At 38.9% G+C, this 21264-nt stretch carries 23 protein-coding genes and 1 tRNA gene; 11 read left to right on the top strand and 13 right to left on the bottom strand.

Going from position 1 to position 21264, the window contains the following annotated elements; genetic code table 11:
- Positions 1–14 precede the first annotated feature (14 nt).
- Positions 15–158 carry a hypothetical protein gene (locus B4Z47_RS05990; RefSeq protein WP_159332943.1) on the top strand — a complete coding sequence of 48 codons (144 nt, stop codon included), beginning with the start codon at positions 15–17 and terminating at the stop codon, positions 156–158.
- A 229-nt stretch (positions 159–387) separates the two neighbouring features.
- Here B4Z47_RS05990 and B4Z47_RS05985 read toward each other — a convergent pair whose 3' ends face one another.
- The 3 genes from B4Z47_RS05985 to B4Z47_RS05975 form a co-directional block, all read right to left on the bottom strand.
- The gene (locus tag B4Z47_RS05985; RefSeq protein ID WP_115048692.1) at positions 388–933 is read right to left on the bottom strand and encodes a hypothetical protein; all 546 of its coding nucleotides are present in this window, start codon (positions 931–933) and stop codon (positions 388–390) included.
- Between the two features lie 2 nt (positions 934–935).
- Positions 936–1148: a hypothetical protein gene (locus B4Z47_RS05980; protein WP_070564118.1), complete on the bottom strand. Its 213-nt coding sequence runs from the start codon at positions 1146–1148 to the stop codon at positions 936–938.
- 486 nt (positions 1149–1634) lie between these two features.
- Positions 1635–1722, bottom strand: a tRNA-Ser gene (locus B4Z47_RS05975).
- A 219-nt stretch (positions 1723–1941) separates the two neighbouring features.
- Between B4Z47_RS05975 and B4Z47_RS05970 the strand changes: the two genes are divergently transcribed.
- Both B4Z47_RS05970 and B4Z47_RS05965 read left to right on the top strand, forming a co-directional pair.
- Entirely contained in the window at positions 1942–2337 is a 396-nt protein-coding gene (locus B4Z47_RS05970) for a 3-oxoacyl-ACP synthase (RefSeq protein WP_236586055.1), read from the top strand.
- A gap of 74 nt (positions 2338–2411) precedes the next feature.
- Positions 2412–2924 carry a BON domain-containing protein gene (locus B4Z47_RS05965; protein ID WP_159332942.1) on the top strand — a complete coding sequence of 171 codons (513 nt, stop codon included), beginning with the start codon at positions 2412–2414 and terminating at the stop codon, positions 2922–2924.
- A gap of 76 nt (positions 2925–3000) precedes the next feature.
- Here the strand turns inward: B4Z47_RS05965 and B4Z47_RS05960 are convergent, their stop codons facing one another.
- The 6 genes from B4Z47_RS05960 to B4Z47_RS05935 all read right to left on the bottom strand — a co-directional run bounded on the left by B4Z47_RS05960 (position 3001) and on the right by B4Z47_RS05935 (position 10048).
- Complete coding sequence (locus tag B4Z47_RS05960) at positions 3001–3726, bottom strand: tRNA threonylcarbamoyladenosine dehydratase (RefSeq protein WP_112374130.1); 726 nt, start codon at positions 3724–3726, stop codon at positions 3001–3003.
- A gap of 78 nt (positions 3727–3804) precedes the next feature.
- On the bottom strand, positions 3805–4470 hold the full coding sequence (locus B4Z47_RS05955; RefSeq protein WP_070564127.1) for a TatD family hydrolase: 666 nt from the start codon (positions 4468–4470) through the stop codon (positions 3805–3807).
- Positions 4471–4531: 61 nt separating this feature from the next.
- Positions 4532–5818, bottom strand: a complete 1287-nt coding sequence (locus tag B4Z47_RS05950) for an anthranilate synthase component I family protein (protein ID WP_070564130.1) — start codon at positions 5816–5818, stop codon at positions 4532–4534.
- A gap of 3 nt (positions 5819–5821) precedes the next feature.
- Entirely contained in the window at positions 5822–7099 is a 1278-nt protein-coding gene (locus tag B4Z47_RS05945; protein WP_070564133.1) for an adenylosuccinate synthase, read from the bottom strand.
- 127 nt (positions 7100–7226) lie between these two features.
- Positions 7227–7718 carry a Fur family transcriptional regulator gene (locus B4Z47_RS05940; RefSeq protein WP_046673375.1) on the bottom strand — a complete coding sequence of 164 codons (492 nt, stop codon included), beginning with the start codon at positions 7716–7718 and terminating at the stop codon, positions 7227–7229.
- A gap of 110 nt (positions 7719–7828) precedes the next feature.
- Entirely contained in the window at positions 7829–10048 is a 2220-nt protein-coding gene (locus B4Z47_RS05935) for a RelA/SpoT family protein (protein WP_070564136.1), read from the bottom strand.
- 151 nt (positions 10049–10199) lie between these two features.
- Here B4Z47_RS05935 and B4Z47_RS05930 point away from each other — a divergent pair, with 151 nt between their 5' ends.
- The 3 genes from B4Z47_RS05930 to bshB1 all read left to right on the top strand — a co-directional run bounded on the left by B4Z47_RS05930 (position 10200) and on the right by bshB1 (position 12242).
- Complete coding sequence (locus tag B4Z47_RS05930; RefSeq protein ID WP_070564139.1) at positions 10200–10832, top strand: DUF4294 domain-containing protein; 633 nt, start codon at positions 10200–10202, stop codon at positions 10830–10832.
- A 19-nt stretch (positions 10833–10851) separates the two neighbouring features.
- Positions 10852–11343, top strand: a complete 492-nt coding sequence (locus B4Z47_RS05925) for a glutathione peroxidase (RefSeq protein ID WP_070564142.1) — start codon at positions 10852–10854, stop codon at positions 11341–11343.
- A 167-nt stretch (positions 11344–11510) separates the two neighbouring features.
- Positions 11511–12242 (top strand): bacillithiol biosynthesis deacetylase BshB1, encoded by a 732-nt coding sequence (gene bshB1, locus B4Z47_RS05920; protein WP_046673378.1) that lies wholly within the window; start codon positions 11511–11513, stop codon positions 12240–12242.
- A gap of 286 nt (positions 12243–12528) precedes the next feature.
- Here the strand turns inward: bshB1 and B4Z47_RS05915 are convergent, their stop codons facing one another.
- Genes B4Z47_RS05915 through B4Z47_RS05900 form a run of 4 tightly spaced genes read right to left on the bottom strand, consistent with a single transcriptional unit; the run spans position 12529 to position 15955 of the window.
- Positions 12529–13338 carry a phosphate ABC transporter ATP-binding protein gene (locus tag B4Z47_RS05915; RefSeq protein WP_046673379.1) on the bottom strand — a complete coding sequence of 270 codons (810 nt, stop codon included), beginning with the start codon at positions 13336–13338 and terminating at the stop codon, positions 12529–12531.
- On the bottom strand, positions 13296–14147 hold the full coding sequence (locus tag B4Z47_RS05910; RefSeq protein ID WP_046673380.1) for a PstA family ABC transporter permease: 852 nt from the start codon (positions 14145–14147) through the stop codon (positions 13296–13298). Before B4Z47_RS05910 ends, B4Z47_RS05915 begins: the two co-directional genes overlap by 43 nt.
- Positions 14140–15036, bottom strand: coding sequence for a phosphate ABC transporter permease subunit PstC (pstC, locus tag B4Z47_RS05905; protein WP_070564149.1), 897 nt, complete (start codon positions 15034–15036; stop codon positions 14140–14142). The genes B4Z47_RS05910 and pstC overlap by 8 nt, the downstream gene beginning before the upstream one ends.
- A gap of 1 nt (position 15037) precedes the next feature.
- Positions 15038–15955: a PstS family phosphate ABC transporter substrate-binding protein gene (locus B4Z47_RS05900; protein ID WP_236560197.1), complete on the bottom strand. Its 918-nt coding sequence runs from the start codon at positions 15953–15955 to the stop codon at positions 15038–15040.
- Positions 15956–16154: 199 nt separating this feature from the next.
- Between B4Z47_RS05900 and B4Z47_RS05895 the strand changes: the two genes are divergently transcribed.
- Genes B4Z47_RS05895 through cysD form a run of 5 tightly spaced genes read left to right on the top strand, consistent with a single transcriptional unit; the run spans position 16155 to position 21248 of the window.
- Positions 16155–18260 (top strand): HEPN domain-containing protein, encoded by a 2106-nt coding sequence (locus B4Z47_RS05895; protein ID WP_070564155.1) that lies wholly within the window; start codon positions 16155–16157, stop codon positions 18258–18260.
- A 12-nt stretch (positions 18261–18272) separates the two neighbouring features.
- Complete coding sequence (gene cobA, locus B4Z47_RS05890) at positions 18273–19031, top strand: uroporphyrinogen-III C-methyltransferase (protein ID WP_070564158.1); 759 nt, start codon at positions 18273–18275, stop codon at positions 19029–19031.
- 2 nt (positions 19032–19033) lie between these two features.
- The gene (locus tag B4Z47_RS05885; protein WP_115048687.1) at positions 19034–19612 is read left to right on the top strand and encodes a precorrin-2 dehydrogenase/sirohydrochlorin ferrochelatase family protein; all 579 of its coding nucleotides are present in this window, start codon (positions 19034–19036) and stop codon (positions 19610–19612) included.
- Positions 19602–20303 carry a phosphoadenylyl-sulfate reductase gene (locus B4Z47_RS05880; RefSeq protein ID WP_070564164.1) on the top strand — a complete coding sequence of 234 codons (702 nt, stop codon included), beginning with the start codon at positions 19602–19604 and terminating at the stop codon, positions 20301–20303. The genes B4Z47_RS05885 and B4Z47_RS05880 overlap by 11 nt, the downstream gene beginning before the upstream one ends.
- A 54-nt stretch (positions 20304–20357) precedes the next feature.
- Complete coding sequence (cysD, locus tag B4Z47_RS05875) at positions 20358–21248, top strand: sulfate adenylyltransferase subunit CysD (RefSeq protein ID WP_070564167.1); 891 nt, start codon at positions 20358–20360, stop codon at positions 21246–21248.
- Positions 21249–21264: the final 16 nt, after the last annotated feature.

Here is a 21264-nt window from a genome sequence, read left to right as displayed (position 1 = left end):
AGGTATATGTGGATATGAAGCAAAAAACAAATTCTATCGTCTTCGAATTGGGCGTTTATATCTTTCCAACCTATATTGTCATTGACCGAGATGGCAAGATCATCTTTAGAGATTCATCCGAGGGTCTTGCCCGCATAAAAGATATTGTACTAAAATAATGATTACAATAGGCCAAAGTTATTATAATCGTTGTGGTAGTAATAATATTTATCGCTTAAAAAGATCAACCATTTACAACTGCAGTAAGTATGAATATGAAAGTTTTCATCAAAGCCAACTTAAAGTCCAGCTGAGGAAAAGCCGAACAAAGGTAGAAGTTGGTCAGGTCAAGAGCCTTTAAATTTAGACTTCTCCTTTTATCGAAATTTAAGTGGGTATGATGTTCCTTCACTGAGCCCATACGGGGAGAGATGTAGATACCTCGATTCCTAAAGCATTATCTTGGTATTTAAACACAGTTTCAGGTACTATGTGGTTTTCGCTTATATCCACCCCCTTAACAGAGGAAAAGAGATTTAGATGTCTTTTCACAAGCGGCATGGTATGAATATATGAACGGGTTATTTTGTCAGGGTCGGAGTCGCAACTACTATTTTTCTTAGCCTTAGACCTCGCTTGGCATATGTACATATTATCGGTGTAAAAAAAGATCATTTCAATCTTATTTTCAGGATACAAGGCTTTAATGTCTTGTAGCATTTGAAGATGCACCTTATTAACGATATTGACCTCAACAGCAAAATCTTCGTCATGACTTAGCAGCCCCAACAGCTGTTCCTCAAATCTCCGATATCCATCTTTTAAACCTAGTTCAGCATAGCTTTGAACAAAGAGATTTGGGTCAAGTATCTTAATCCCTTCTGGGATGAAATACTGACCACAAGTACTTTTCCCAATGTAAGGGGGACCGGTTATCACATATATTGTCGCCATGATCAAATACTTTGAATCGTGCCATCGCGATGCTCTTCAACCATTTGCCCATCCTTGTTATAAACCAATGGCTGTTCGCGAGAAAATAAATAGGAACGAATGCTCTTTTGCAATTCTTGCCTCCATTGTATCTTTTCATCCGCAGACATAGTGAGCGGATCTTTTTTCATCTTTCCAGTTTTGACAAGTTCTTCTTCTTGAATTGTCCTTTTCATTTAAAACTTAATTAACATTAGCTTGTACGATTAATTAAATATAAACATATATTAATATATTATAAAAAAATATTAATATAAAAAACGCCAATAATTTGATGAATTGACTTTTGATTGGCAACAAGATCCATTAATAAAAATTGACTGGAGTTGTTTATTCTCTTTAGCAAGAAAGCCTACAAAGAATTATACAGTTCATAGGTAAAGCTATGTACCTATTTGAATAGTTTAAGGTAAAATTTAGACAACTAACAAAATGTAGAGCAATAATGTAAAACTTTCGAACTCATTAATCTAGCTCAGAATCTCGTATTCATAACGACTCTCCAGTCACCGGATTTGGCTCTTATTATACGTGGGATTTGGAAGAAGACACTCCCATTAAACATGAACTTCTTTGCTTTTATCTAAGTGCTGTTTTTGGTGCCGATTTAGTACTCAAAAAAGAAAAACCGTTTTTAACAGTGTTAAAAACGGTTTGTTTTGCGGAAAGGGAGGGATTCGAACCCTCGATACAGTCATCCCGTATACAGTCTTTCCAGGACTGCTCATTCGACCACTCTGACACCTTTCCGTGTTTCAGTGCACAAATGTAGTAATTTTTTAATTTATTGCAACCTTATTCGTATTATTTACCATCCAATTTATTATATTCTATTGAGCCTAAGCCTATTGTTTTTATTTTTTAATGAATAAAACTTATTCCTTATTTTTCGGAATGACAAATAATTATTTCGACATAAAAGGGGAGGTCCTTGACATAGCGCTAAAACGCACCAGGGAACGTATTACAATGATAGAATCTGCTTTGGAAACCGCACGGGATTCAAGTAATGACGATACAAAAAGTAGTGCTGGAGACAAATATGAGACGTCACGTGAAATGATCCAACAGGACATTAATCGCTACCAGAAACAACTCGTGGAAGCCAATAAAGATCTGCAGCAACTGATCAGTATAGAATCATTATCAAATGATGTAATTGATGTCGTCAGATTAGGAACACTTGTTCAAACCAATGTTGGACTATATTTGATCGCCACAAGTATCGGAGCTGTAAAAATAGGGACCAATAATATCTTCGTTATCTCGCCTGCATCTCCAATTGGACAACTACTTATCGGGAAAAAAATAGGTGATAGTTTTGTTTTTAATAACGTTAATCAAAAAGTTATTGCAATTTACTAGGTGATGAAAATACCGAAAAATTAAACAATATGCCGATGCATCTGTTCTTATTTAGTACAGAAACAAAGAATGACATGAAATTCAATAGTTTACTTTTAATCTTCTTGCTTGGTGCTGCACTATTTATTCACTCTTGTAGATCGCCCGAGTCGGACGAAAAACTAAGATCAAAAATCGAGACAGCGTTGGAAACTACTGCGGGAATCGGAGTCGATGTCGAAGAGGGGAATGTAACCTTGAATGGACAAATAGGTTCAGACTCTCTCAAGCAGGACATAGAAAACAAAACAAAGCTAGCCGGAGGAGAGGATATCAAATCCATTCACAACAATATTGTCGTAAATCTTCCTGAACCAGAAGATGCCCGTGAAAAATATCATGAAATTTTGGGCGGCGCGATAGATTCTACCTTAACACGAGATGTTAACCTTGTTCTGGAAGATTTTCCGACCATTACAGCACAGGTTAAAGAAGGGATTATAATTGCAACGGGTAATCTTGAAAAATCAAAAATAGATACACTCAAGAAACGATTGGAACATATCAAGCCCAAAGGTATTGATATAAAAGGGGTCACAAGCCGATAGCCTAAGAAAAAAAGAAGCTACCGTCAATTGGCAGGCAGCTTCTTTCATTTCTTCATATGTTTATTTAATACCTAAGTTAAGCATTTTCTATTAAATCTCGTATAGCAACAGAAGCTATTGCCCCACCAAAAGCCGCTGGTAGATAGGACATGGTGCCATAAGCGGACTTTTTAAAATTACTCCCATCGGTATACAATAATGAATCCTTGTTTGGAAGTTCGGTTGAAAATGCCACTTTCACTCCATCACGTATACCATGTTTGCGCAATTTCTTACGGATATGTTGGGCCAACTTACAATTATAAGATTTACCGATATCAGCAATTTTTATTTTTGTCGGATCCACTTTGCCACCGGCACCCATTGAACTTACAAATGGTATATTGGCTTCTAACGCCCTCCGAATGAAAAATAGTTTCGGTGTAATACTATCAATGGCTTCCACACAATAATCTGGCGCCAAATCTAATAAAGCGGGTATCTTTTCTGGAATGATAAAATCTTGTATTACGGTTAAATCCAATTCAGGATTAATGGCCAACAATCTTTCCCGCATAATTTCAGCTTTTGCTTCACCATGATTAGTTGCCAAGGCAGGCAATTGTCTATTACGGTTAGACGGATCCACTGTGTCTCCATCGATAATGGTCATTTTCCCAACTCCCGCTCGGCATATAAATTCCGCAGCAAAGGATCCAACACCACCTAATCCCAAAACCATCACATGTGAATTTGCCAATTTTTCAACCGCTGATCGACCTATCAATGCTTCGGTACGTGACAGCCAACTTAAATCTTTCATCTATCTAAATTTGTTTTTTTATATTTTCATGAAACCTTATAGCTATCCGACAACGTGAATAAACAGACTATGACGGCCTCACTTATTAAATACTTTCTTATAATTCTGGTATAAAGCCCGCTTTAGCTCCTCCAACTCGATCGATCTGATCCGAGCTACGTATTGATAAAGCGTAGTAATTTCTACGGTCGTATCTGTATCCGTTTCTAGAAACAATTGACTGAGTGAAATATTTTCCAAAAGCTCGTCTTGGCTTCCATTTAAACAATGTCCACCTATTGAAAGATAGTACCCCTGATCAATTAATTGCCGAGCTAGTGTCCAATTTTTCCGATAGCCATGGAAAACAACAGCTTCGTTAAAATTCACTTTTTTTAAACAACTGACAATCTCCTGAAAAGCTCGAACACAATGAATAATCAACGGTTTTCGATAAACTTGAGCCAGTTGAACCTGTCGATCAAAGACCTGCTGCTGCTGGATGAGGGGAATAGCAATATTTTTATCCAAACCGCATTCGCCTATCGCCAAAACTTGAACCTGTTTTAATCCTCCTTTCATTAAGGCTAAAGCAAGTTCAGAATTCCCGTCTATATACCATGGATGTAACCCTATGGAGCAATCTGTTTCAGTGATTTCTTCAGCATGATTCAATGCGATATTCTTCACCGAGAGAATCGCGCGCTCTTTGATCGGATAATTCCGATGAGTATGTAGATCGATATAAGGAACTTGTGGTACCAATGGGACAAAGGTCGAAAAAATACTTGAAGCAAAAAATATTCTCTACAAATTTAGTATAGTTTTATTCTTTCAACTTTGCATCTAGGGCTTCAAGGATGGCTGAAGCTTTCAAAAGGCATTCTTGATACTCCTGATCTGCAGCTGCCTGATTGGTGACCGCCCCTCCAGTATGAAAGGAAAGGTACCGTTTTTGTTTATTATACAGCAGTGAGCGGATGACTACATTAAAATCGAACTCATCATGTACAGTGTCAAAGTATCCGATAGACCCTGCATAGATACCTCTCTTTCGAGCTTCAAGCTGATCGCAAATTTGCATAGCTGCAATTTTAGGAGCACCTGTCATCGAACCTGCAGGAAAGGTATTTCTAAATACATCCACATTGGCGACTTTTGGGTCTTGCATGCAGGTAATGGTAGAAATCATTTGATGCACTTGTTCGAAGGATTGAATCTCAAAAAGGCGAGTAGCCTCAACTGTTCCAGGAAGAGCACTTCGTGTCAAGTCATTACGCACCAAATCAACGATCATCACATTTTCCGCAATCTCCTTTTTTGACCTCAACATATCAGCTATAATCTGTCGGTCCTCTTCCGGGCTTGTTCCTCTTCTAGCTGTCCCTTTAATCGGTTGAGAAATCAGCTTTCCCTGCCTTTTCGCTAAAAATCGCTCCGGAGAAGCACACATGATAAAATGATGTCCTACTCTGAAGAATGAACTAAATGGGGTAGGTGATAGGCTATTTAATTGATGATAAACTTCGAGCGGCGAGATGTCGACGTTCTCCGCATAAAATTCCTGACAAAGGTTAACTTCATAAATGTCTCCACGTTGAATATGCGCTTGCACATCTTCAAATGCTTTAACGTATTCACTTTTTGTCCAACGCGATTGTACTTGCACTACGATTGGAGCTGCTAAAGGAATCTTCGTATCGGAAATAGCTTGATAGATTTTAACTGGATCTTCAGCCTCTATATGCACTTGATTTGCCGTCCATCGGAGCGTAATCGCTGGCACGAAGAAATAAGTTTCCGGAAATTCGAGCTGATCCTTTCCCGTTGTCTGTAATTCCTCTATCTCATTCTTGAGGTCGTAGGATAGAAATCCAGGGATAAACTGAGATTGATGTAAATTCAAAAATGTATCGAGCTGATCAAATACATTTTCATTTGCACGGAAGGAGAATAATGCCTTGACAGCCAAAACTTGCTCATATCTTCCCCATTGATCGGACATCCCATTACTATTAAAGAAAGAAATTTCATCAAATTGCCCCGACCAATGCAGGGCTTTTTGATGAAATTTATCTTTAGAATCGAGAAGATCAAAACTTTCGATCCGCATAGTTTATTTTGATAAAGCTAATGTTTGTTTACGATCAGGACCTACCGATAGGATTGTGATAGGTACTTCAAGAGCTTTCTCTAAATAAGAAATGTAATTTTTTAATGCTTCAGGTATCTCCTGTTCAGACGTTATACCAGTCAAATCTTGTTTCCACCCATCAATTTCTTCCAAGATAGGTTCGGCTTGATGTGTGATGATTTCATAAGGCATATAATCAATCACTTCACCATTATATTTATAATGTGTACATGCATAGATTTTGTCGAAGGTATCCAAAACGTCGGCCTTCATCATAATCAAGTCTGTTACGCCATTAAGCATAATAGCATATTTCAAGGCAGGAATATCAATCCAACCTGTACGGCGAGCACGACCAGTAGTTGCTCCAAATTCATGACCTAATTGACGTAATTTTTCGCCAGTTTCATCGTGAAGTTCAGTAGGGAAGGGACCACCACCTACACGAGTCGCATAAGCTTTAAAGATACCATATACCTTGCCGATTTTATTTGGCGCAATACCTAGGCCTGTACAAGCTCCGGCTGTTGTGGTATTCGATGAAGTTACAAATGGATAAGAACCAAAATCAACATCCAACAGCGTACCTTGCGCACCCTCAGCCAACACACGTTTGCCTTCTTTCAGATATTGATTCACCAAATGCTCTGAATCCACATGTGGGATAGATTTAATGAATTCGATAGCATCTAAAAATGCCTTCTCTTTTTCACTGAAATCAGGTATCTCACCATAGTGCGAAAGAATGCTTAGGTGTTTTTCTTTCAACTTTTGGTAACGCTCTTGAAAATCCGGAAGTGTCGTATCACCTACACGTAAACCATTTCTACCGGTTTTATCCATGTAAGTTGGACCGATACCTTTCAAAGTGGATCCAATTTTTCCTGCACCCATTTTTGATTCTGAGGCAGCATCCAATAATTGGTGTGTAGGCAGAATAAGGTGTGCTTTTCGCGCTAAAACTAAATTGCCTTTACCCACCGGATCAAAACCAGCTGTCTTCAGGTTGTCTAACTCTCTTTTTAAGATAATCGGATCGATAACGACACCATTACCAATAAGATTTAGTGTACCTTCATTGAAGATACCAGATGGAATTGTGTTGAGTACGAATTTTTTGTTATCGAATTCCAACGTGTGTCCGGCGTTAGGGCCGCCTTGGAAACGAGCGATTAAATCGTATTTTGGACAAAATACGTCTACGATTTTACCTTTACCCTCGTCACCCCATTGTAAGCCCAAAAGCACATCAACTTGCATAGCTTTTAAAGTATAGTAATTAAAATGTTATTAATAAAAATAGACTCTATTTAAAAATAAAATGTTCAGGAATTTTCCCCTGAACATTCCTGAACAAATGTACTATTATATTTAAGAAAATATAAGATTAATTTGAAATAGCTTCGTGAGCGACGGTCTCTTCTTTTTTGTTCTTAAGTTGACAGTCTTGACATACACCATACAAATTGAGTGAGTGGTGCTTAATATCAAATTTTAAAAGATCTCCCATGAGACTCTGAATTTGGTTGATACGTGGATCACAGAATTCAACAACCTTATTACATTCAATACAGATCACGTGATCGTGTTGTTTGAACCCATATGACTTCTCAAATTGTGCCATGTTCCTTCCAAACTGGTGTTTTGTAACCAAGTCACAAGAGACCAAAAGTTCTAGAGTATTATAAACTGTAGCACGACTGACACGATATTTCTTGTTCTTCATATGGATATACAAAGACTCTACATCAAAGTGATCAGTACGTGAATAAATCTCTTCCAAAATCGCATAGCGCTCTGGTGTTTTTCTTAGATTTTTATTTTCTAAGTAGGCTTCAAAGATTTTTTTTACAGTTGCAAAATTTTCAGCTTGATTCATAGTAAAAATATTCTTGTACAAATTTACCAATTAAGATTGATATTTCCTCTATTAAAAATAGTGCTTAATAGTAGTCGCCTTAGCGTAATTTTCAATCCAATGGTTGGCTACTAATTTTCCGATTCATATCGATTGACACCTGTTATCCCCCTGACTTGCTTTAAATTTCTCATCAAACTTTCAAGCTGAGCAGTATCATTTACATACACCATAATATTACCATCAAAAATACCTTCGTTACTTGAAATTGATAAGGATCGAATATTAACAGCAAATTCTTGAGAAATAACAGTTGTAAGTTTATTTACTAATCCTACATCATCTATGCCAACGATATGTAAACCTGTCAAAAATGCAGAATCCTTTGTAGAAGCCCAGCGTGCTTTTAAAATTCTATAGCCATAATTTGCCATCAGCTTGGAGGCATTTGGACAGCTCGTACGGTGAATTTTTATACCATCATTAACTGTCAAAAAACCGAAGACATCATCACCAGGAATAGGATTACAACAGGGTGCTAGAGTATAATCAACCTTCTGCATATCATCACCGATCAAGATCGTGTCGAATTCCTTCTTATTTATCTTTTCAACTAGCCCACCTATATGGGTATTAAATTGATTTCCTGATGAAGAACTTACATTAATTTCAACCGCTTTCTCATGCGCAACATATTCTCTCAGTTGCCTGATATCAACAATACCCTTGGCAACATTATAGAAAAGGTCCTGCGAACTGGGATATTTTAAAAAGTTGGCAATTTTGTTAATATTATCCGTATTGTAAGTAACTTTTAGCGATTTCAACTTACGTTCCAAAATTTCTTTCCCATCTTCCGCTACTCTTCTCTTTTCTTCTTTTAGAGAAGATCTGATTTTGGATTTGGCTTTCGCAGTCACAACAAAATTCAACCAATCCTCTTTAGGTGACTGCTTGCTTGATGTAATAATCTCTACCTGATCCCCATTTTGCAAAATATGGCTTAAAGGAACAAGTTTGTGATTTACTTTGGCGCCAATACAACTTGCACCGATATCAGAGTGAATCTCAAAGGCAAAATCTAAAGCAGTGGCATTGTTGGGGAGTTGAATCAGTGTTCCTTTGGGGGTGAATATAAAAATCTCATCGGAGAAGAGATTCATCTTAAAATCATCCACAAAATCCATCGCATTCTGATCTGGACTGCTTAAGACGTCACGTACTTTTTTGATCCATTGATCCAAGCCAGAATCTGAATTTGATTCTTTGTACTTCCAATGTGCTGCAAATCCTTTTTCGGCAATTTCATTCATCCGTTTGGTTCGAATCTGAACTTCTACCCATTGCCCTTTAGGCCCCATCACCGTAGTGTGTAAGGACTCATAACCATTTCCTTTCGGAGAGGAGATCCAATCCCGAAGACGGTCGGGGTTAGGACGGTACAAATCAGTGACAATAGAATAAACTTTCCAACATTCTGTCTTTTCTTTCTCATCCACAGCATCTATTACAATACGTATAGCAAACAAATCATAAACCTCCTCAAAAGGAATCGATTTTTTTCGCATCTTATTCCAAATAGAATGGATTGATTTAGGTCGCCCAAATACGGACGCCTTAATACCCTGTTCCTCCAATATCTCTTTGATTGGACCAATAAAATCGCCTATAAATTTTTCACGCTCAGCTTTTTTCTCATTCAGTTTTCTAGCGATAAATTTATAGGTATCCGGATCAGTAAATTTCATCGAGAGATCTTCCAATTCGGATTTTATCGCATACAGCCCAAGACGATGTGCCAATGGCGCATAAAGGTAGCTTGTCTCTGAAGCAATTTTCAGCTGCTTATCCCTGGCCATAAATTCCATGGTGCGCATATTGTGGAGCCTATCTGCCAATTTAATGAGAATTACACGAACATCGTCGGCCAATGTGAGCAACATTTTCCTAAAGTTCTCCGCTTGCATAGAGCTGTTTGGATCGAAAATTCCTGAAATTTTGGTAAGCCCATCGATAATTCGGCGAACTTTCTTACCAAACATTTCTTCAATTTCATCCAGAGTAACATTGGTATCTTCAACTACATCATGGAGCAAGGCGCATACAATAGATGTCGTCCCTAAGCCAATCTCTTCAGCAGCAATTTGGGCAACAGCAATTGGGTGATAGATGTAAGGCTCCCCTGATTTACGTCGCATCTCTTTATGACTATCCAACGCCAAATCAAATGCCTTGCGGATCTCTTGCTTGTCCCCGCGTTGTAAAGTTGGTTTACAGGCGCGTAACAATGCTCGGTAACGTTTCCTTATCTCTTTGTTTTCTGCTTCAATATCAATCACATAATCTTTCATAAACGTTGCAGGTAAATGATGTTTTTTGAGTAAATTTGTGTAATTTAGTTATTGTATTCTTGAATACTAATTTTCAAGCTAACTATTTTGTAATAAATCTACCAAAATATTATAGCATTGACAAATTAAAAAGCGTTATATAATTGCCCAAATGAAGACAATATTATTTTGTTTGCTATTCCTCACAGCGACTCTGTCCGGATGGGCGCAGTCTCAATCACTCACTCTTCCTTTGTATGGAGAGGGGGCACAGGAGACCGTAAACAGTTATATGACAACAACCTTGGCAAACGGAGAGGTATTACCCTGGTTTCCGATTCCACAGGTCACTGTTGTGGCCAAAAGGACCTGGTCAAGTGAAGAAGCACGAAGAGAATATCTCCGCTTTAGAAGAAATGTCCTCAAGGTTCTTCCTTATGCAATCTATGCGCAAAAAAGATATGATCAACTTGACAGAGACCTAGCGCTGACTTCGGACAAGAAGGAACATAAAGCATTGGTTGAAAAATGTGAAAGTGACGTAAAACAGATGTTTGACCGAGAAATCAAAAATATGACTATTTCCCAAGGCAAAATACTCATTAAATTGATCGATCGTTATACGGGACATACCGGCTATGAAATGGTAAAGGAAATGAAGGGTGGGATTTCCGCTTTTTTTTATCAGGGAGTCGCGAAAATATTCGGTCACAACCTAAAGTCAACTTATGACCCAAAAGAAGACTTTGCCATTGAAAATATCATTAGGGAATTTGAGAAATCGAGACCCCAACCTGTCATGTGACCAATCAAACTAAAACCAGATGAAAACAGTATACGACTTTGACGCACTTCAGTTTAATGGTAAAAAAAAATCTCTCGCTGATTTTGAAGGTAAAGTTTTACTCATCGTCAATACTGCTAGTCAATGCCTCTTTACCAGACAATTTAAATCCCTCGAAAAACTCTACCAAAGATATAAAGACCAAGGTTTCGAAATCCTGGCATTTCCGGCAAATAATTTTCGTAACCAGGAACCATTAACCGGTGGTACACTAGAGACATTCTGCCGGATCAATCAACAGGTGAGTTTCCCTATTTTTAAGCGTAGCCATGTTATCGGCGAATACACAACACCCTTATACAGTTTTCTTTCAAGCAAAGATCAGAATGGACATATTAACAGTAAACCTTCCTGGAATTTTCACAAATACCTGATAAACAAAAAAGGAGAGGTCATTGATTTCTATTATCCGACTACTTCGCCATTATCAAGTAAAATTTGCCGCAATATCGAGCGTCTTTTACAAGAGTAACCCATAAACTGCTTACCTTTGCCGCGGCTTTCACAACGTCAATCTAATCGTATATCGACTCAGGAACAATAGTATATTGAAGCTGTCTATAGCATCTCAGTAAAATTGTTCGTTGATTAAATGGAATGATTTGTCATTGAAGAGCCAAATAAAAAGAGAGATATCATATGTTAAAATTAGATCTACTTATCATTGCTGTACATCCTGATGATGCTGAATTAGGCGCAGGTGGAGTAATGGCAAAATATGTTGCTGAAGGAAAAAAGGTTGGAATTGTTGATTTGACTCAAGGCGAGCTTGGCACACGCGGCACAGCAGAAACCAGGGCTCAGGAAGCAAAAGATGCTGCCGAAATCCTAGGACTGGCCGCTAGAGAGAACCTGGGCTTAAGAGATGGTTTTTTTGAAAATGCCGAAAGAGAGAAAATGGCAGTAATAAGAGCTATCCGCAAATATCAACCCGAAATTATTATTACAAATGCCATCACAGACCGCCACCCGGACCATGGAAGAGCGGGGCAGATGGTCAGTGAAGCTTGCTTTCTTGCTGGCTTGAGAAGAGTGGAAACTTTTGATCAGGACAATGTTCCTCAGGAGGCCCACCGCCCCCGATTGGTACTGCAATTTGTACAGGATTATTATATAAAACCAGATGTTGTTATCGATATAACAGATTATTACCATGTTAAAGAAAAATCCGTTTTAGCCTATAAAACTCAATTTTACACAGGAGAAAACGTAAATCCTGATGAACCACAAACCTACATTTCCAATCCGGATTTCATGGAATCAACTGCTGCCAGAGCCCGAGAATTTGGACGATATATCCAAGCGAAATATGCCGAAGGATTTACTTCCAAGAAGATACTTGGCGTTGATGATTTATTCCACCTGAAGTAGGAAATAGAGTCTATCTGATACCATGATAAAATAAATGCGGGAGTATTCCTATTTTACCCCTGAATACTCCCGCATAATTTCTTAAGCGAAGTTACGGACTGATTTGATGGAAACAATATCGGTCATATGCTTATTTTGCTAATGTTTATCCCAACAAAGCAATCGTCTTCACAATTATAGGGAAGATATCCCGCAGTAGAAATTAAGCCTTTGGCTTATTCTTTTTATCAGCCAATCCTTATTGCTTTCTCATAAACCTAATCCAGTGTCGATGTTTCTTAAGCTTCTAGGAAATAAATCCTTTTACATACTGTTTTGTGATTTCATTCTGCGGATTCAATAAAACCTGTTCCGTCGGTCCAAACTCAAGAATTTCTCCACCATAGACAAACAGAATATAGTCAGACACCCGTCTTGCCTGTCGTAAAATATGCGTTACCAATACGATGGTATAATCTTTCTTCAATTCAATTAGTAATTCCTCAATTTTAGCAGTTGAAAGCGGATCTAACGCTGATGTCGATTCATCTCCAAGTATAATCTCAGGTTCTACAGCCAAACCTCTTGCAAGACAAAGCCTTTGTTGCTGACCGATGGACAATCCGCTAGCCGAATGTCCGAGACGGTCCTTGACTTCGTCCCATAACGCCACATTTCGCAATTGCGTTTCCACAATTCTGTCCAACTCCTTTTTGCTTCGAGTACCATGTATGCGAGGACCGTAAGCCACATTATCATAGATCGACATTGGTAAAGGATAAGGTTTTTGGGATAAAAGTCCCATTTTCTTACGGATATGTGTTACTTCAGCATTTCTACCATAAATATCCTCACCATTAACAAGTACAGATCCCGTTATTTCAACCCCCTTGGTATCATCTACTAATCTATTGAGTGTCTTTAAAAGTGTCGTCTTTCCGCAACCTGAAGGACCAATAATCGAAGTTACACTATTGTTAGGAAGGGCGAGATTAATATTTTTAAGTATATGTCGGCCGTCAATATAGACATTAAGATCCTTGATTTCAATGTGGGGATTGCTCAAAGGACTTATTATCGACGATTTTTTTGTTTCGATTGAAGGATATGAGTGCATACTACAATAATTAAAATAATGATTGTTAAAACTAAAGCTGAAGCATAAGCGCGCCCCTGAACTTCAGGAATAGGACTACTTAGCTGAAAAAAAATGGACAATGGCAACGTTGCCGCTGGTTCATCAATATATTTTGGAAGATTGTCACTAAAACCTGTTGTCAATAAAACGCCCGCAACATCACCAATAGCACGCCCAAAAGCCAGCAAAATCGCGGTAAGAAGCCCTGATCGGATGCTTCTTAGCATGACCTTAGCCAATTCCCAGCGTGTGGTCCCAAGGGAAAGAGTGACATTCTTTAAATCGTCAGGAATTGTTTTTATCAATTCATCAACCGTGCGAACCACAATTGGAATGGTTAACAGTGTCACTGTAATAATTCCCCCCAATAACGATGCTCGAATACCTAAATAAACCATAATACCAAAACCAACCGCCCCATAAACAATAGAAGGAACACCATACAAGACATCAAACAACAATTTAGCAAGCTGTGTCACTTTTGATTTCGCCCCCAAATAAACGTTGAGGTACAACGAAATCGGAATACCTATAATTGCGGACAAGGCTGTCGCTACACCTGCTAGATAGAGGGAGCCCAAGATTGCGTTCAAAATCCCACCTTCTTTTCCAATATAAAATCCACCTTTTGGCAACTGGCTAACCATCTCCCAACTGAGATAAGGAAGCCCCTTATATAAGATAGTTCCTACGATAAAAAATAGGGAAGCAGTCACAGTTATCCCGGAGAGATGCATGAAACCTTTGGCTACCTTTTCACTCAATAGCCGTCTTTTCGTATTATCCATGCTGAGCTCCTTCCAGTCGTCTCAATATAAGACGAGATATTAAATTAAAAACAAATATGATCACAAACAGCAGCAACGCAGAGAACATTAACGCAGATTCATAAAGTGGAATTGACATCATTTCCCCGAAATTATTGGCTATTAATGCTGGAATTGGGTATCCGGCATCAAATACCGAAGTAGGGACTTTTGCAACATTGCCACAGACCATCAACACCGCTATTGTTTCACCAAATGCCCTCGATGTTGACAAAACAATTGCAGCAACAATGCCAGGTCTAGCCTTCTTCAGAATAACATGCTTAATGGTATCCCATTTTGTTGCACCTAAAGATAGCGAAGCCGCTTTTAGCTCATAAGGTATCGTTTGCAGCACCTCCACCATAATGGAAATCATAATGGGAAAGATCATCACTGCCAATACAATTCCACCGGCAAGCACTGAATAACCCGATGTAACAACCCCAAAGATGGGAGCGATATACAGCTGAATTAAAGGTACAATAAACAATACCCCCCAAACACCATACAGAACCGGCGGTATCGCTGCTAAAATATTGACCAACGGAAACATCATATTTTTTAAGGCATCCGAAGCATATTCAGTCAAATAAACCGCAGTCAGTATACAAAGCGGAATCGCAATAACAAGAGAAATCAAGGTAACAGCAAGCGTACCTGCAATAAAAGGCAAAAAGCCAAACGATCCTTTCATTGGTGACCAAACCTTGTCGGTCAACAGTTGAAAGATATTACTGTATTCAAATAACGGAATCGATTTTATAGTTAAACCAATCGCAATAATCACCACAACTGAAAGTGAAATCAGTAGCAGGAGCAAGGTGGATCGCTTGACCAGAGAATCTTTAACGAGACGAGTATTTAGCATGCTATAACTTATTAAGTTCTTCTTTTATCAATGTTTCATTTAGTGGGACATAACCATTCTCAAGGAGTTGCGATTGCGCCTGTTTTTGAAGCACAAAAGAAATAAATTCTTTCAAGAGAAGGGATTCGGTCTTATTGCGCGTTACAAAAGTTAGTTCTCTTGAGGGGGGAGCTGGGTATTTTCCTGTAGCGACGGCCTCTGTCAAATTAGATAGAGTGCCATAAAACTGCTCATCATCCTCAATGTGCCCATTTTTATTGAGATCCAAAGGAACAACCGCAATACGATCAAACACGTTATTGGTTTTCAGATTATAGACGTAGTTAATGTTATTGAATCCAATCCCGTGAGTATCATCTTTAATGGCCTGAGCAATCCCAGGGTCACCAAAAATGCCAATACCTTGCAGATCCTCCTGCTTATGACCAAAAAATTTAGCCCATGTTTCAGCTGCTCCGGCAGCATCCGAACGTACATAAACGTTGATAGGATCCGCCGTAAACTGAGGATCAATTTCTTTCCAGGTCTTAAACTTTCTATTTACAAAAATATTCAGCAATTCTTCGCGGCTCAGACCACGCTTCAAAATAGCGGAATAATTAGGGTTACCGGGATTAATCGTACAGATAACAGCGTCTTTAGCAACAATAACTGGAACAGCCCCTTTTTTTATTTCCTGCTCGTGTAGGTCTCTCGACACCATTCCAATATCAACCATACCTGTCAGAACATCGGCGATTCCTTTTCCAGCACCTCCCGCTGAAATATTGAAACGAACATTAGGGTGTATTTTTTTAAAATCTTCACTCCAAACTACAGCTAAAGGATAAAGGGCAAAGGCACCGGACAAAGAAATATTACCTTCAAAACCATGTTCCTTACTATAACCATTTTTGACTTTTGGCGCACAGGAAGTCATTTTAAATACGATTACATAGCTTAAAATCAAGATTATAAAAAACTTTCTCATCATTACACCTAAAAGTCTACAGGTTTTATATATTAAATTTTATAGGGCAAATATATATTAATTTGGTAGATATTATAGAATATTAAAAAAATATTTTTACATTTGACATCGAGAAAAGAATACTAAATCAATAGATTTTATTTGTTATATGCAAAGCTTCCGCACAGAATTAGAAAATCCTATCGTGGAGAAGGAAATTATCGAACTTGAAAAAAAGATTCGATTGTTCCACGAGGGCAAAATTGCCGACGAAAAATTTAGATCGTTGCGTTTGGCTAGGGGGGTATATGGACAAAGACAACCTGGAGTTCAAATGGTTCGTATAAAGCTTCCGTTTGGAAAGGTTACGTTTAAGCAATTGAACAAAATTGCAGCAATATCAGACGAATACGCAAGCCGTAATCTGCACCTGACCACACGTCAAGATATACAGATTCATTACGTTAGTCTTGACCGTACACCAGAACTTTGGTCCAAATTGGCTGAAGACGATATTACATTACGCGAAGCTTGTGGAAATACAGTCCGTAATGTCACCGCTTCTCCAAGTTCGGGAATCGATCCAAAGGAGCCATTTGATGTTTCGCCATATGCTCAGGCGACCTTTGAATATTTTTTGCGCAATCCAGTATGTGCGGAAATGGGACGAAAATTCAAAATGTCATTTTCTGCCAGTGATGAAGACACTGCGTTTTCCTATATTCATGACCTTGGTTTTATTCCAAAACTAAAAATTGTTGATGGTGTGGAAGTTCGTGGTTTTAAAGTGTTATTGGGTGGGGGATTGGGATCTCAGCCTTTCTTAGCATCAGTGACAAGCGAGTTTTTACCAGAAGATGAATTGATCCCTTATATCGAAGCGACACTTCGTGTCTTTGATCGTTATGGTGAAAGAAATAACCGAAATAAAGCTCGATTCAAATACCTTATTCAGAAACTAGGGTTAGAGGAAGTGCTAAGTTTAATTGAAGCCGAGAAAATCGCCACGAAGGTGAAAAGCTATCCGATCGACCGAACCAAAATCGAACAGCCAATACCACCGGACGACAATCAGCTATCAACGATTAACCTAGATAGTGATCTAAATTATCAAGTTTGGAAGGGCACCAATACATTCGAACAAAAACAAAAAGGATATTACGGTGTCTATGTGCGGGTATCCACCGGTGATATAGGTACAGATAAAGCACGCGCGTTGGTTGCAGGTCTGAAGGATTTGGTCGCGGACGATATCCGTATCACACAAAACCAAAGCCTACTGCTAAAATACGCAACAGAAAAGTCACTGCCACATATTTATCAACTACTTAAATCGTTGGATCTAGCGCAGGTAGGTTTTGATAGTACTGCTGATGTAACAACTTGCCCTGGTACGGATACCTGTAATCTAGGCATTTCAAACAGTACTGAAATGGCGCGGGTTATCGAATCTTATATCGCCGAATTTCATCAGGATTTTGTCTTTAATCGGGATTTAAAAATCAAAATTTCGGGTTGTATGAATTCTTGTGGCCAACATGGTCTGGCACATATCGGCTTTCATGGTAGCTCGGTTAAAGCGGAGGGCAAATTGGTCCCTGCAGCCCAAGTTATGCTTGGTGGCGGGACAATTGGTAATGGTGAAGGACGTGTTGCCGAGCGTATTATTAAAGTGCCGACAAAAAGAGTCTTGCATGTTGTAGAATGGGTGCTGAATGATTATAAAAAAAATGCGGAAACAAATGAAAACTTCCATGCTTACTACGACAGACAAAGTAAAAATTACTTTTATAATCTTTTAAAGCCTCTATCGGATTTGACCAATCTTGCTGCGGACGAATTTGTCGACTGGGGACATGAAGGAACTTTCCAAACGGCAATCGGAGTTGGCGAGTGTGCAGGCGTGGTGATTGACTTGGTTGCTACGTTGATCTATGAGGCGGAAGAGAAATTACAATGGGCAAATGAAACATTTCGGGAATCCAAATTCTCGGATGCGATTTATCATGCTTATAATGCCTTTGTACAAGCAGCAAAAGCCCTACTATTGGATAAAGGGATTAGCGCCAGCACGCAAAATATTGTAATCAACGAATTCCAAACACATTTCGTGGAAACAGGTGAATATAGTTTTGACCAAACGTTTCCAGAATTAGTTCTACAGATTAGTAAAAATGAACCAACAGAGCATTTTGCAATCAACTACCTTCAGGAAGCAACGAAGTTTATCAATGAAGTCTATCAACGGAAAAATTTAAAACCAGTATTGGTATAGGAGGGAATAGGTATGTCAATAAAAGCAAAAGTAACATTGGTAGGAGCAGGCCCTGGTGATCCGGATCTGATCAGCCTAAAAGGCATCAAAGCAATAGAAAAAGCAGATGTCATTTTATACGACGCCTTGGTGAATGATGAACTACTGGATTATGCACAGGCTGAATGCATCAAGATATATGTTGGAAAACGAGCCGAACAACTCTCTACTTCACAGGATGAAATCAATCGCCTTTTGGTGGATTATGCCTTAAACTATGGCCATGTTGTACGTCTAAAAGGTGGTGATCCATTTGTTTTTGGCCGTGGTGGCGAAGAAATTGACTACGTACAGCAATATGGTATTGAAACTACCGTTGTGCCAGGTATTTCCTCCGCAATTGGACTTACCGGACTACAGCAACTTCCATTAACTTACCGGGGAATCAGTGAGAGCTTTTGGGTCATCACAGGCTCCAAATCGGACGGTTCACTTTCAACAGATCTTTATCTGGCGGCAGAATCCAAGGCCACTGTCGTTGTCTTGATGGGATACAGAAAATTGGCAGAGATCGTGGAAATCTACCGCCAAAGAAATCTTCATAATTTACCAATAGCCTTGATTCAAAATGGTTCATTGCCTAATGAAAAAGTTGTACTAGGTACTATCGATAATATTCTTGATGAATCAACAGAGAAAAGGGTCGGTGTCCCAGCGATTATTGTAATCGGCGAGGTCGTTGCCAAGCATCGTTCATTCCAACACATTAAAGAAAAAGCTTTAGCTTTATAGATATGAACCAGCTATTTCCAATATTCGTCAAATTGAATCAAATTGACACCTTACTTGTTGGAGGCGGGAAAGTTGCATTGGAAAAATTTCAATCTTTAATTTCCAATGATGAGGGATTAAAACTGACCATTGTGACTCGGGAAATCATCCCGGAATTTAAGGAGCTATTACAAAATTACACACAAATTCAGCTCCACATGCGTCCGTTTAGACCAGACGACCTTACGGACAAACAACTTGTTATTGCAGCAACCAATAACATGGAGCTCAACGAGCAGCTGCGTAATTTAACAGGGCAAAATAACATACTGTTTAATGCCGCGGACAAACCCGAATTATGCGACTTCTACCTGGGGTCCATCGTAAAGAAAGGCGACTTGAAAATAGCTATTTCCACCAATGGCAAATCACCGACGATTGCCAAAAGGGTGAAGGAACTATTAAATGACTTGTTACCGGAGGAAATTGACGAAACACTATCACTCATGAGTGCTTATCGAGAGCAGCTTCGAGGAGATTTTGAATACAAAGTAAAGCAGTTGAACGAGCATACCAAAAATATATTACGTTATGAACGTTAAGGAAATTAAAGAAATTATTGGCGAAAAAAAAGGAGTGGAGCTCTTACAAACAATAGCCTCACTATTTCCTAATGAGGTAGTTTTTTCAACCTCTTTCGGTATTGAGGATCAAGTAATCACGGAATGGATCGGTAAAAATAATATTAATATCGACATATTCACACTGGATACTGGAAGACTGTTCAAAGAAACCTATTCCCTGTGGAGCCGCACCTTGGAACGTTATCAGTTGCGTATTAAAACATATACTGCGGATACAACATTGTTGGAAGATTTTATCAGCAGAAAAGGTCCAAACTCCTTTTATGAGTCGGTTGAGAATCGGAAGGAATGTTGTAGGATAAGGAAAATTGAACCTTTACAACGCGCGATTAAAGGGAAAAAAATTTGGGTAACGGGCATCCGATCAGATCAATCCATCAATCGCCACGACATGGACTTTATCGAATACGATGAAACGAACCAAATCATCAAAATCCATCCTTTATTTGACTGGACTTTTGAGGAAGTTAAAAATTATTGTAAAGAGCAATATATCCCGTACAATGTGCTACACGACAAGGGTTTCCCAAGTATCGGTTGTCAACCTTGTACAAGAGCAATACAAGAAGGAGAGGACTTCCGCGCTGGTAGATGGTGGTGGGAAGATCAAAGTAAAAAAGAATGTGGTTTGCACGCCGTTAAATCATAAAATAGCGAAGTAGAAACCCAAATTCATTAAAATCAAATTTTATTATTTCAGAGAATGGACTATTTAGATCATTTAGAAGCGGAAGCAATATATATTTTAAGGGAGGTAGCCGGACAATTTGAAAAACCAGCGCTATTATTCTCTGGTGGTAAGGACTCCATTACACTTGTTCACCTAGCAAAAAAAGCATTTAGACCTGGTAAATTTCCTTTTCCACTAGTTCATATTGACACTGGTCACAATTTTCCCGAGACAATTACGTTCAGGGATTCATTGATTGAAGACATAGGAGAAAAACTTATCGTTGGTTATGTTCAAGACAGCATTGATCAAGGAAAAGTCGTTGAGCAAAAAGGAAAAAATGCAAGTCGGAACGCCTTGCAAACAGTTACCTTACTCGATACAATCGCAAAACATGGTTTTGATGCCTGTATCGGTGGCGCACGTCGGGACGAAGAAAAAGCGCGTGCTAAGGAAAGAATCTTCTCCGTGCGTGATGAATTTGGACAATGGGATCCGAAACGCCAAAGACCTGAGCTGTGGAGCATCTTTAATGGCAAAATAAACAAAGGCGAAAATGTACGGGTGTTTCCTATTTCAAACTGGACCGAGCTCGATGTTTGGAACTATATTAAACGTGAACAGATTGCATTGCCATCGATTTATTTCAGCCATGAACGGGATGTTATTACCCGCAATGGGCAACTGATGGCTGCTGCCTCATTCTTAAATATCGATGCAGATGATATCATAGAACGCAAATCTGTACGTTTCAGAACTGTAGGCGACATGACTTGTACAGCAGCTGTAGATTCAACAGCAACGGAGTTAGATGATATTATCGCCGAAATCAAGGCCTCAACGGTAAGTGAACGTGGCGCTAGAATGGACGATAAGGTATCGGAAGCAGCCATGGAAGAACGTAAAAAACAAGGATACTTTTAATTCAAATCAAATACCT

This window comes from Sphingobacterium sp. UBA2610 (assembly GCF_002339225.1).
GTDB classification, from domain to species: domain Bacteria; phylum Bacteroidota; class Bacteroidia; order Sphingobacteriales; family Sphingobacteriaceae; genus Sphingobacterium; species Sphingobacterium multivorum.
The sequence above is the reverse complement of the archived record's forward strand: the minus strand, read 5'-3'. Positions and strand labels throughout refer to the sequence as shown.